Source organism: Methylobacillus sp. DLP286 (assembly GCF_056636515.1).
The window spans coordinates 506320-518689 of sequence record NZ_CM153145.1 but is presented as its reverse complement, the minus strand read 5'-3'; the positions used below and the strand labels follow the sequence as shown (position 1 = coordinate 518689).

Sequence of the window (12370 nt, the reverse complement as noted above, 5' to 3'; positions counted from 1 at the left end):
TCATGGGGTGCTCTTTTTTTATGCCTGCTCACTCATGCCGCTTTAAAACGGTATGCCGAAATTGAAGCCGAATGCGAGGTCCTTCAACGCATTGCCGCGCCCGCCCGACGTAATCGCCTTGGAAAGGGAAAAATCCAGGTTGGTACGGTCAGGCTGGTCGCTGATCAAGCGCACGCCGAGAGAGACCGAACTCATATGGTCGAAGTCCTGCGTCTTGGTATGCTCGTAGATGCGCGCCGACTCAAGCAACACATAGGGTTGCAAGCCGACCATCTGGTAAAACGGCAATTTGTAATTGAATGGCACGGTACGGTTCAGCTCCAGGGTGATCCCCCACCCCGAATCGCCCACCAAGCGGCCGGGACGGTAAGCGCGGCCATGCTGGTAGCCGCCGAACTGCACTTTCTCGGTGATGGGCAAGTTATCCGGCGAATACTGCACAGTGCCTGATACCGACGTGCCCCAGGCCCCATCAAGGTAGTTGCGCTGCACGAAGCTCACGACGTACTTGGAAAAATTCAAGTCGATGTCGCTGTTAATGGGCGGTGCAGGGAAATTGGTGGCAATCTCCTTCGAAGCGCCCATGGCGTCCAAGCCGCGGCTCATCGTCAACTGCAACCGTCGCCCGCGCCGCGCGGTGCTGTCGCTATAGCTGCCCCCTACCGAGAGCGTGCGCACGTCGGAGGTCGTGGTAATGGCGGCGCCGTTTTGCTTGCTGTGGATCTCATCCTCGAAATTATTAGCGGTCAATGACACGTTCGCCAGCAGGCTTCTATCCTGGCGCAGCACCAAGGGATAGCTCAGGCCGACGCTCAGCCGCTGCGACTTCACCTGCCTGCCCAGGTCTGACGCCAGCTCCGCAGTTGGCTTGCCGTCATAACCGGAGGCCTCCACCCTCGCCACCAGCCCCTCCTTGCCGATGGGCTGCGCATAGCTCAACGCATAGTATTGCTCGTTCTCTGCGGAAATCAGGGTGGATGCCGTGATCTCCTCCGCCAGCCGGGTATTGCCGCTTGCCTTGACAGTAAAGATGCCGCGCGTGAACGGCTGCACAGTCTCCAGCCGGCCCAAGGCCTCCATGGCCTTGCGCTCTACCTTGAGGGACAACTCGGACGCGCCATCCATCTGTTGGGGCAATGGGAGGGAGGCTTGTATCTTCAAGCCCGGCAACAAGCCCAGCATGGTCGTATAACGCTCCATGGTGGGGCGGGTCAATGGCTTTTCCGCCAGCAGCGGGGCGATGATCTCGCGGATCTTGCCTTCGGTGGCTCCCGGATTGCCCTCGATCTTGACGGAACCGATATGCCCTTCGATGACGACGACCTTGATGATCGGCTCATTGAAGTTTTGTGCGGGAATATAGCAGAACGATAACGGCAGGCCGCGCTTCTGGTAAAACTCGGTGACCTGGTTGGATAATTCTATGATCTTGGCAATAGTGATCTTTTTATTGGCATAAGGGGCGAAAAAAGCGCTGACCTCCTCGAACGGCACCGCTTTCACGCCATAAATCCCGAAACTGGCAGGCTGCACCTCCGTCGCCAGTATCTTCTGCACCTCCGGGGATATCCCGCTTTTTTGCTCCACCTGCACTTCGGCTTGCGGCCTGGTTCTTGGGGCCTCGGCCTTGGGCAAGGTATCCACCGGGTTTTCCACTGCGTATGAATAAGGCGGGCCCGCCAGCATGCTGGCCACCAGCACGCCTACTCCTGCCCTTGCCAGGCATTTTTTTCCCTTCTGCATCTTCTCCCCTATGCAGTCCATCCATGCAACTCAATAAAAATCCCGGCAGTAGGAACTACTACCGGGACCTTATGGCTTTCAAGGCATTACTGCCCCAAAAGAGCGCCCAACAGGCCGGACAAGCCATTCCCTGCAGAATTGCCGCCATTGGCCGCAGGTGAGCTTGCAGCAGCCACCCCCCCATTCTGGGTGATGCCACTCAGAATATTGGTAACAGGTACAAGCAGACCACCACCATTATTGCCTGACAACAATGCCGTGACTGGTGTCAGAAGATTACCTGCAGGAGCTCCCCCCTCTGCAGAGCCCAATGCCAAGACGTTGGTGAGAGGCGTCAATAAGCCGCCATTGAGAGATGTGCCGTTACCCGCCAGGTTTGTCACTGGGGCCAACAAGTTGCCGTTGGGTAATGCTCCTCCCAGCAGGCCGGTTACAGGTGCCAGCAACCCATTCAAACCGTTCACATTGCCAGTGCCAGCGGCCAGCACATTGGTGACCGGGGCAAGCACGTTGCCTAATCCGCCCAGGTTGCCCGACGAGAGGTTCAGAACGGGCGCCAGCACACCGCCATTGCCATTCCCGGCGGCACTGCTGGTGAGCGGCAAGACGCCAGCTGGGCCGATCAATGGATCCAACGCTGTCTCATTACCCTCCGCACTCGCCAACGGCAACACGCCGCCTTGGCCCACCAGGGGATCAAGCAGTGTCGGCTGGCCATTTCCGGCTTGGCCGCTAGTCAATGGCAAAACGCCATTCTTGCCCACCAACGGGTCGAGCAATGTCTGGTCGCCGCCTGCGGTGGTCAAAGGCAGGACGCCATTGGTGCCGACCAGGGGATCAAGGACACCGCCCGCCCCAGCCAGTACATTAGTGACCGGAGCCAAGGTGCCATTGCCCGCGACAGAACCAACGACACTCTTGGCCAGGCCGGCCACGCCATCGACCGCATATTTGCTGGTATCCGCCACTTGCGCGATCAGGCCGTTGCCCAGACCGTCCAGGCCTGGCAAGCCATTGCCGCCGCCGAGCAGATCAGTTACTGGGGACAAGCCGCCCTCAACGCCAGGAATAGCGCTGCCGAGGCTGGAGCCAAGCTGTCCCACCACGCCGCCGACTGTCGTGGTCAAGGGCGTCACGATGCCGTCCACAGTGCCACCGACAGCGGTAGTTGCGCCAGCCAGCGTGCCTACTGTATTACCCACGGTTTGCAAGGTAGGAGCCAGTGTTGACGCTACAGGGGCAGTGACGCCCGCGACAGTATCCAGCAACGGATTGGCAACCCCCGCTACCGTATTGACCACAGGAGCAAGCGTGTCCGTGACAGGCGACAATGTCTGCACCACCGGAGCAAGCACGCCTGCCACAGGCTCAACCACCGGCTGCAAGACGCCGCCAGCCGTAGTGATCACTGGCGCCAACGGGCCGGCAATCGGCTCGATCACTGCACCAAGGCCGCCAAGCACCGGGGTGATCGCATTGCCGGTTGCCGACGTCAGCGGCAGCAGTGCTCCGTTCACCCCGTCCGCCACAGGGCCCAAGGCGGTTGCCAACGGTGCGACAACACCGGAAAGTGATTCGGACGTAGGCCCGAGCGCCGTAGCAACGGGGGCGACAATATCTCCCAAGGCGCCGGTCACGGGCAATAAACTATCGGTGACGGGAGCAAGCGCGCTGGTTAACGGATTGACAGTATGTATGACTGGAGTCAGCACAGGCTGCAAGGCTGAAACCACTGGCGTCAGCACAGGATCCAGCGCCGTTCCTAGCGGATCGGTCACTGGCTGCAAAGCGGTGGTAACAGGCTCGATGACGTCATTGGTCAGACTGTTGACGGTATCAATCGTGTCATTGAGCGTATTCGAGGTGGTCGTCACCACAGGTGTATTGCTGGATGATGTTGGTCTGACGTTGCTTTTACCGTCGCCATCGCAGCCGACCAACGCGATGGAAGAGCAGATGACGGCCATGCTGATCGCATTGTTCAGCGGCACTTTTGATTTGGTGGACATTGCATTCCCCTTCAATGTTGATGGAGCCAATTAGTACTTGGTTCCGTTTCCATACATAACGCCAAGCGGCCCAAATAACATAAAGCGACTTGTTGGGTAGCTTGTTGTCGATCCAGTGACTGTTCATTTCATATATAAGCCACATATTTATCATTTTTATCACTTTTATCAAAAGTGTCAATTATTTTCCTGTATTCATGCGATGAAAATAAAAAAGCCATTTCCGAATTGCTTGGGAAATGGCTTATATATTGGAAAGGTAGAGGAAAATCAGCCAATTGACTTCAAGACAATTGATGGCTCCTAATTTAATCTTTGAGCTTCTTCAGCCACAAAGTGACCACACTACCCTCGCCATAGACAGAGGAAACGTCGACCCATCCGCCATGAATCTCCATGATTTCCTTGACCAGGCAGAGCCCCAGGCCTGTGCCGGGAATGCTGCCTGAGGTATCGGCGCGGTAAAAACGCTCGAACAAATGATCCATGTGCTCCTTGCTCATGCCGATCCCATGATCCTCGATCGCAATCCCGACATAGGTATGCTGATATCGCTGCTGTTCCTGGATATGCAGGCGGATCTCGGTGCCCGGATCGGAATATTTATGCGCATTGGAAAGCACGTTCACCAGGGCTTGGATCAGTTTGTCAAAATCCGCAGACACTTTGAGCGCATGATTGTTGAAGTGGAAGCTGATCGCCCGCCCATCGCCGCTGACGAGAAACTCTTTGAGCGCAGTATCGACAATGTCCGTCAGCCGATAAGGCTTGATATCGAAACTCATCCCCTTCCTTGCCTCGATCTTGGCAAGGTCGAGCAGGTCGTTGATCAGCTTGGTCAACCTCACGGATTGCCGGTGCACGGTGGCCAACATGTCTTTTTGCTGCTCGGCGGTGAACTCGCGCTTCAGGAGCAGTTCCGTGAAGCCATGGATGCTCGACATCGGCGTTCTCAGTTCATGCGCCGCCATGGAAAGGAACTCCCCCTTCATGCGATGCAGTTCCGACTCTTGGGTAATGTCGCGAAAATAATGGATGCTGCCGACAAAATAACCATCGGGGTCATGCGCTTCGCGGACGGAATGCTTGATGACCGTCAACTTGGGTTTCGTCATCCGCATCACCACGGCATCCGGCAAGTGCTGGGATGCCGCCCTCTGCTCATCCTGGCAGAGCGATTTCAATAACCGGACGAACTCATCCTGGGAAATCGCATGCAATTGCTCCGGCTTCAAGCCGGTCATATTCAGGAAGGCAGGATTGAAGGAACTCAGGATGCCTTTCTTGTTGAAGGTCACGAAACCATCCGGGCTAAGTTCAAACGTGCTTTGCATGATGCCATGCAGGCGGCTGGAGGTTTCCTGGGCTGCTTTCTTTTCGGTAATGTCGCGCGCAACGGCAATATAGTTGAAGACCTGCCCATTGGCATCGAACAAAGGTTCGATATCAAGGTCAACCCAATAGCCTGAGCCATCTTTTGCAGTCCGCAGCAGCTCGGCTTGGAAGCTTTGCTTGGCGTCTAGCTGCCGCTTGATCTGCGCAACCGTTTCCTCATCTCCGTCCATCAGGTCCCCGAGATACCGGCCGATCACCTCTTCGGGCAAGTATCCCGAACGACGCACATAGGCATCGTTCACCCATTCCACATAGCCCAGCGCATTGGCAATGACCACGGAGTTGTCGGTCATGGAGACGATATGGGTGAGCGTCCTGGATTCGGTTTCCCGCATTGACAGCAAGGCATGCGCCTGGAACAACTGTTTTTTCTGCACAGTCAGCTTGCGCATATTGACTACAGATGAATTGGAGATGCGGGATCCCGCACGTCTCGAAATCCTAGGGCCGATGCGAAGTTTGCTCACATCCGCTGTATCCTCGATCCAGGGCACCAGCAGGAAGGCAACACAGTCCTCTTGATGCAATGCCACCTTGCCGCCTAACAGCAATCCGCTTACCTTATGCCGCAAAAGGCAGGCCTGCCCGCGCATGTTCAGCAACGACGCCAGGCAAAACTCCTCAACCGGGGAAATGCTCTCGAAGCAGTCAGGCAGCTTGCGGCCATTCAGCCGCCCGCAATCCAAAACCTGCAGCCCATCGCCCGACTCCTGGATAACCAGTTGTTCATCGACAATGATATGGAAGGGAAAAGCAGCCAGGAAATCTGGTATTGAACGGGGTAATTGTAGCGCTGGCCTAAATTGACGCATGAGCTTTCATCTGGCCTTGTCCGATGCATTGGCGATCATCGACTCAATGATGGGTTCGAGTTGACTCAGGGCGACTGGTTTGCGGAACAACAATACGCCTTCAGGCAACCCGCCCTTGTCTTGGATATAGTCATCGTTCAATGCCGTCAGTGCAATGATATTCAGCTTGCTGAACCGATTGGAGCTTTTCAGGTGACGCAACATCTCGAAGCCGCTCATGCCGGGCATGTTCAGGTCGGTGATCAAAAGGTTCGGGACTTCACGCCCAAGGCTGATCAGCCCCTCGAACCCGTCTGTGGCCACATCGATGCGTACAGGGTGCTTCCAACTGGAAAAGAAATAAGTAAAGAGATTGCGCAATGCGCTGTCATCCTCGACCAGAAGAATATGAAATGCTTTTGGCGCTACGGCCGCGCCGCTCGCATGTGCAATGGCCTGCTTGCGCTGGCCGAGGATATGGTCAATCGAAGAGCGCGCGATCCGGCGATGCCCCCCTGCCGTCTTCCACGCCTTCAGCACCCCCGACTCGACCCATAATTGTACTGTGCGCAAGGAAACCTCCAGCACCCTGGAGGCATCCCTCGTGGATATGAACTCTTCCTTCCCAGTATCTTGATTAACCATGACGCTATTATTGGAATGTAATATAGACATTATCCTGAGTTATAAATAAAAATCAATCAGATAGATTCACTCCCCTATCATGTGCGTTGACATATTTAATCAATATGATAAAAATGATAAGAATACCACTCATAAATAGCATTATGGTGTCATGCCAATAAAACCAACAAAAAAAGGGGAGCGCGAATTGCGTAAGATACTCATCATTGAAGATCAAGAAGACGTGCGCAAACTCATCCACATCAGCCTGGGAGACGATCAGTATGCCATTTACGAAGCGACCAACGGGGATAGCGGCCTGGTCTTGGCAGAACAATTGAAACCGGACCTGATCCTGATGGACATCATGATGCCGGGCATCATGAACGGCTACCAGATATGCGACACATTGAAGGGAAAGAAAGACTTCAAGAACACGAAAATCGTTTTCCTGACCGCCCGCGCCCAAGAACAAGACATGCTGGACGGCTATCGCTCAGGTTGCGACGACTACCTGGTCAAACCCTTCAGCCCGATCAGGCTGGCGGAAATCGTCAAATCCCTGCTCGCAAACAGCAATGCCCCGGCCAAACACTACTAAGTCAGATCAATCCTGCAGGGCATAGATGGCAGGCAGGTTACGCCACCAGCCATAAGCATCCATGCCGCAGCCAAAAACATACTGATCCGGGACTTCCAGGCCGACGAAATCCGCCTTGATCGGCTTATCCCGCCCCAGCGCCTTTTCGACCAGCACCGCCACTACAACACGTTTGGCGCCTAGCGCCAGGCATTGCGCCTTGATTTCCGCCAGCGTCACGCCCTCATCCAGGATATCGTCCAGCACCAAAACGGTCCTGCCGCGGACCTCCTCCCCAGGCTTTACCTTCCAAACCAGTTGCGCATCACCATGCGTACGGTTGTGATAACGGCTCGCCTGGACATAGCCGAATTCCAAGGGAAATGTCAGCTGGGGCAATAGCTGCCCGGTGAATACGACCCCTCCTCCCATGACACACAGGACGAGGGGCTTCTCTTCCTTCAGCAGGGCAATCACCTCCTGCGCAACCCTCGCCACTGCTTGCGCTACATGTTCCTCATCATGAATCAGAATGGACTGCTGCAAGATGAGCTCGGGATTGCCCTGTAACACAGACACAACGACTACTTGGTCAGGTCACGCAAATACTGTGCAAACTCTGTGCCGAATTCCTCATGTTTCAAGGAATATTCGACATTGGCCTTGACGTAACCCAGCTTGCTGCCGCAATCGTAGCGTTTTCCGTCAAAGCGGTAGGCCAGTATTTTTTGTTGCTCCATCAAGGCGGCTATGCCATCGGTCAATTGGATTTCACCGCCTTTGCCAGGTTTGACGTTCTCCAGGCATGCAAAAATCTCAGGCGTAAGGATATAACGGCCGACAACGGCTAGGTTGGATGGCGCCTCTTCAGGTTTCGGCTTCTCCACAATGCCATTCAACTGCAGGACATTGGGTCCGCTCACCTCTGTCGCATCCACAATGCCATAGCTGGCAGTCTCACTAGGCTCGACATCTTCAACACCCAGGATGCTGACGCCTTCCTTTTCAAACAGCTCTGTCATTTGTTGCATTGCGGGCTTGTCGGCATCGATCAAGTCGTCCGCCAGAATCACCGAGAAAGGCTCATTGCCGACGACAGATTTGGCAAGCAGTACTGCATGTCCCAGGCCAAGCGCCTCAGCCTGGCGAATATAGATGCAGGAAACATTTTTCGGCAGAATGTTCTGGATCTGGTGCAGCACATCCAGCTTCTTACTAATCTCAAGTGTTGCCTCAAGCTCGAAAGACTTATCGAAATGGTCTGGAATCGAGCGCTTGTTGCGCCCAATGATGAAAATCAGCTCTGTCGCACCGGCCGCCACGGCTTCCTCTGCCGCATACTGGATCAATGGCTTATCTACGATGGGCAACATCTCTTTAGGACTTGCCTTGGTTGCCGGCAAGAAACGTGTACCCAAACCAGCTACAGGGAATACTGCCTTGGTAATTTTTTTGGTCATCTCTTCAATGTCTTTCTTGATTTAATGTATGGTTGAAGACTCGGATGGCAACACTAGCGCCGGGTTAGCATGGATGTCCCCCGCATACTCCTCCACCCACATGCCCAGCTCTTGCTTGATGACAGATTCATCTATGAGCGATGCCCTGTCTATCCACTTCAGCAATGCTTGCACCCAAGCCTCATCTACGTTCCGCGCCACAGCGATACGCAACTTATCGTGCGGCGTCGGTAAAGTGAGTTCGTCGTCGGCCAAAAGTTCCTCATAGAGCTTTTCGCCGGGACGCAACCCAGAATATACGATCTCAATGTCATCTTCATTAAGACCGGATAGCCGTATCATATCACGCGCCAAGTCCACAATCCTGACAGGGTCTCCCATGTCCAACACGAATATCTCCCCTCCGCTTCCCATCATGCCGGCCTGCATCACCAACTGGCACGCCTCGGGAATCGACATGAAATAACGGGTAATCTCGGGATGCGTGACCGTAATCGGCCCGCCTGCCGCAATTTGTTCCCGGAACTTAGGGATGACACTACCGCTGCTGCCCAGCACATTGCCAAAACGCACCACGACGAAGCGCGTGCCCGACTCCTCCTGCAAGCCTTGGCATACCATCTCCGCCAAGCGCTTGCTGGCCCCCATCACGTTTGTCGGGTTCACCGCCTTATCGGTCGAGACCAGCACAAACTTGGCAACCCCTGCAGTTTTACACGCCTCGGCCAGCGTGTAAGTACCGTTGACATTATTTGACAATGACTCGGCCACATTGCGGTTCTCCATCATGGGCACATGCTTGTACGCTGCCGCATGAAACACCACCTGGGGCATGTAGCGCCCAAGCACTTGCCTTACCCGCCGGGCATTTCTCACATCGCCCACCACATACTCGATGCTGGTAGCGGTCTCAACCCTGTTGAACTCTTGCTCCAATCGATACAGCGCATATTCCGACTGATCCAGGCAAACCAGGCATGCCGGGCGATATTTCAGCACCTGGCGGCATAACTCAGAACCGATGGAACCGCCGGCGCCGCTGATCAGCACCGCCTGCCCTTCAATCAAATGTTGCAAACCTTCCCCGTCAAGACTGACCGGCTCGCGTCCTAGCAAATCCTCCACCTCCACCGGCCTGAGCTGAGCCATGCTCAGGCGTCCGCTCATCAGGTCTTCAAAAGACGGCACGGTGAGCGCGGTCAAGCCGCTCTTGTTGGCTAGCTCAACCACTTGCCTGCGCCGTTGATGGCGCGCGGACGGCATGGCGACAATCACATGGCTGACGGACAAATCATCGGCAATCTGCGGTAATTGCTCAATCTCCCCCAATACATTAACACCCAGCAGCTCCCGCCCAAGCATGGTTTTCTTGTCATCCAGCAACCCGACGACATGCCATTCACGGCTTTTGGAAAGGTCTTTCAACAAGGCAATCGCCGCCTCTCCTGCCCCGAGCACCAGTACGGGTTTTCCAGCCAGCTGCGCCGAACCGTACAAACGATGCTCTTTCCAGGCGCGGTAGGCAAAACGGCTGCCTCCCATGAATAGCAATAACAACATCGGATCCATGAGCAATACCGATCTTGGGACAACGCCATCCGGTTTGAACATGAACAAGATGGCAACGACAGCAGCGGCACTAATGGCAATCGCGCGAATCAAGCGCTGTAAATCTGGAAGGCTGGCAAAGCGCCAAACCCCGCGATAAAGACCCGAAAACAAGAATACGAGCGCCTGCAAGGGGATCACCCAAGCAGCATTTTCCAGCATGCTTTGCGTGAAACTGCTCGGAATGTCGAAATTAAAGCGGAAAAGAAAAGCCACCCACCATGCCAACACCGCAACAACAATATCATGAAGCCACGCGCTTAAAGACCGTGGGTTATTCAAGCTAATATAATTAGACCACTTAAATGTTGGATGGATGTTCAACACGCATCAAACCCAAAATGAAATAAATGCATTCTACTAAAAACCGTTTCCCAATAACCCATGATTCACAACAATTAACACATGCCCTGAATTACTTAACGCACGACACGATCACCGCTGCCTTTACCCAACAACGTTTGGAATATCAATTTAAAATAAAGCGATATCCGCATATCGCGCAACATTCGCGCATCGGTTTCAGCCAACAGCTTAGGAACGGACATATCGATATCATTCACTTGCGCAATTCCCGTAATGCCAGGGCGCGCATCATAGACACCTCGCTTTGCCCGTTCGGCAATCAACTCCTCTTGATTGAACAAATTAGGCCGAGGCCCGACAAGGCTCATTTCCCCTTTCAGTACATTCCATAACTGCGGCAACTCATCCAACTTGGTCTTGCGCAAAAAACTTCCCAGCTTTGTAATTGATGAAGCTGAAGCCAAATGGCTTGCAACTGAAGCCGTATCCACCTGCATGGTGCGAAACTTCACCAAGGTGAAAGGTTGCTGGTAGCGTCCGACACGCACCTGGCGAAATAAAGGTGCCCCTGTATCCCACAACCCTAACACATAGATAATCAGCAGTAATGGTAAGCCGTGAATCGCCCCTACTATCCTAGACAGTCGCCAGCCCCTCGAAATAACGCTTTTCATACTCTACTGGCGATAGGCCATTATTGAAACTGTGTCGACGCCTAGGGTTGTAAAACATTTCGATGTAATCAAATATATCCTGGCGGGCAGCTTCTCGATGCTCGTAAATCTTCCGCCGTATCCTTTCCCGCTTCAGCAATTGGAAAAAGCTTTCTGCGACAGCGTTGTCGTGGCAATTGCCTCGTCTACTCATGCTAGGTTTGAGACGGTGCGCTTTTAAAAAAGCCTGCCAATCATAGCTGCTGAACTGACTACCTTGATCTGAGTGGACTAGCACCTCTCCATCTGGTCTCCGCCTCCATACCGCCATCAGCAATGCGCTGATCGCCAAGTCACGATCCATCCTAGGTGCCATTGACCACCCGACGACTTGGCGTGAGAAGAGATCCAGCACGGCAGCCAAATATAACCATCCTTCATGGGTTCGAATATAGGTAATATCCGTCACCCATACTGTGTTGGGAGTGTTCACGTCGAATTGGCGCTCCAGATGATTAGGCGCGACCACAGCGGGCCGTCCGCCAAGCTGACCAGGGCGACGCCGGTAGCCAGTTTGAGAACGTAACCCTTCTTGACGCATCAATCGCGCAACACGGTGCTTGCCACAGGTCTCCCCTAAAGCTCGAAGATCATCTTTGATCTTGCGATAGCCATAAACCCCACCACTCTCCAGCCAGGATTGCTTGATATGGCCTAGCAAGCGCTGGTCTTCTTGCGCTCTTGCAGACTGTGGTGTCTGTTGCCATGCGTAATAACCGCTGGGATGCACACTCATCATGCGACAGAGACGTCGGATAGGGTGAGAGCAGGCGTGCTCTTGAATAAATGCGTACTTTACCCGGACAGCTTGGCAAAGTACGCGGCGGCCTTTTTTAGGATATCTCGCTCATCAGTGACGCGGCGCAGCTCAGCCTGAAGGCGACGGATTTCTGCTTGCTGATTGGAGACGTGCTGTAGTTCGTCTTCAGGCGTGTTGAATCGTTTGATCCAAGCATAAATGCTATGGCTTGAAACGCCCAACCGCTCCGCGACTTCTGCTACTGAAAACTGACGTTCAGTGACTTGCTTGACGGCGGCCTGTTTGAATTCTTCGGTGTAACGTTGTTGCTTGCTCATGATGTCTCCTCAACTTCCATAGTTTGAGGCTCTTGAGCTGTCTAGGAAAGTGGGGGCGATTCAC

The 12370-nt window shown here is 54.2% G+C and carries 10 protein-coding genes; 1 reads left to right on the top strand and 9 read right to left on the bottom strand.

Annotation, left to right across the window (positions count from 1 at the left end; genetic code table 11):
• Positions 1 to 42: 42 nt before the first annotated feature.
• From ACWXTG_RS02425 to ACWXTG_RS02410, 4 genes are all read right to left on the bottom strand, one after another.
• Positions 43 to 1743, bottom strand: a complete 1701-nt coding sequence (locus ACWXTG_RS02425; RefSeq protein WP_480220565.1) for a ShlB/FhaC/HecB family hemolysin secretion/activation protein — start codon at positions 1741 to 1743, stop codon at positions 43 to 45.
• Between the two features lie 86 nt (positions 1744 to 1829).
• The gene (locus tag ACWXTG_RS02420; protein WP_480220564.1) at positions 1830 to 3752 is read right to left on the bottom strand and encodes a beta strand repeat-containing protein; all 1923 of its coding nucleotides are present in this window, start codon (positions 3750 to 3752) and stop codon (positions 1830 to 1832) included.
• 308 nt (positions 3753 to 4060) lie between these two features.
• The gene (locus ACWXTG_RS02415) at positions 4061 to 5959 is read right to left on the bottom strand and encodes a PAS domain-containing sensor histidine kinase (RefSeq protein WP_480220563.1); all 1899 of its coding nucleotides are present in this window, start codon (positions 5957 to 5959) and stop codon (positions 4061 to 4063) included.
• A gap of 6 nt (positions 5960 to 5965) precedes the next feature.
• Complete coding sequence (locus tag ACWXTG_RS02410; RefSeq protein ID WP_480220562.1) at positions 5966 to 6583, bottom strand: response regulator; 618 nt, start codon at positions 6581 to 6583, stop codon at positions 5966 to 5968.
• Positions 6584 to 6770: 187 nt separating this feature from the next.
• On the opposite strand from ACWXTG_RS02410, the gene ACWXTG_RS02405 reads away from it, so the two are divergent.
• A complete protein-coding gene (locus tag ACWXTG_RS02405) occupies positions 6771 to 7163 on the top strand; it encodes a response regulator transcription factor (RefSeq protein WP_480220561.1) in 393 nt (130 codons plus the stop codon).
• A gap of 6 nt (positions 7164 to 7169) precedes the next feature.
• On the opposite strand, the gene ACWXTG_RS02400 is transcribed toward ACWXTG_RS02405, so the two are convergent.
• The 5 genes from ACWXTG_RS02400 to ACWXTG_RS02380 form a co-directional block, all read right to left on the bottom strand.
• The gene (locus ACWXTG_RS02400) at positions 7170 to 7721 is read right to left on the bottom strand and encodes a hypoxanthine-guanine phosphoribosyltransferase (protein ID WP_405029489.1); all 552 of its coding nucleotides are present in this window, start codon (positions 7719 to 7721) and stop codon (positions 7170 to 7172) included.
• Between the two features lie 5 nt (positions 7722 to 7726).
• On the bottom strand, positions 7727 to 8602 hold the full coding sequence (gene galU / locus ACWXTG_RS02395; RefSeq protein ID WP_480220560.1) for a UTP--glucose-1-phosphate uridylyltransferase GalU: 876 nt from the start codon (positions 8600 to 8602) through the stop codon (positions 7727 to 7729).
• Between the two features lie 21 nt (positions 8603 to 8623).
• On the bottom strand, positions 8624 to 10537 hold the full coding sequence (locus ACWXTG_RS02390) for a polysaccharide biosynthesis protein (protein WP_480220559.1): 1914 nt from the start codon (positions 10535 to 10537) through the stop codon (positions 8624 to 8626).
• A 92-nt stretch (positions 10538 to 10629) separates the two neighbouring features.
• Positions 10630 to 11190, bottom strand: coding sequence for a sugar transferase (locus ACWXTG_RS02385; protein WP_480220558.1), 561 nt, complete (start codon positions 11188 to 11190; stop codon positions 10630 to 10632).
• Positions 11153 to 12306 (bottom strand): IS3 family transposase gene (locus tag ACWXTG_RS02380; RefSeq protein ID WP_480220557.1). Its coding sequence is split into 2 segments (ribosomal slippage): positions 11153 to 12066 and positions 12066 to 12306, totalling 1155 coding nucleotides; the frame shifts between segments, so codons are not numbered across the junction. The genes ACWXTG_RS02385 and ACWXTG_RS02380 overlap by 38 nt, the downstream gene beginning before the upstream one ends.
• Positions 12307 to 12370: the final 64 nt, after the last annotated feature.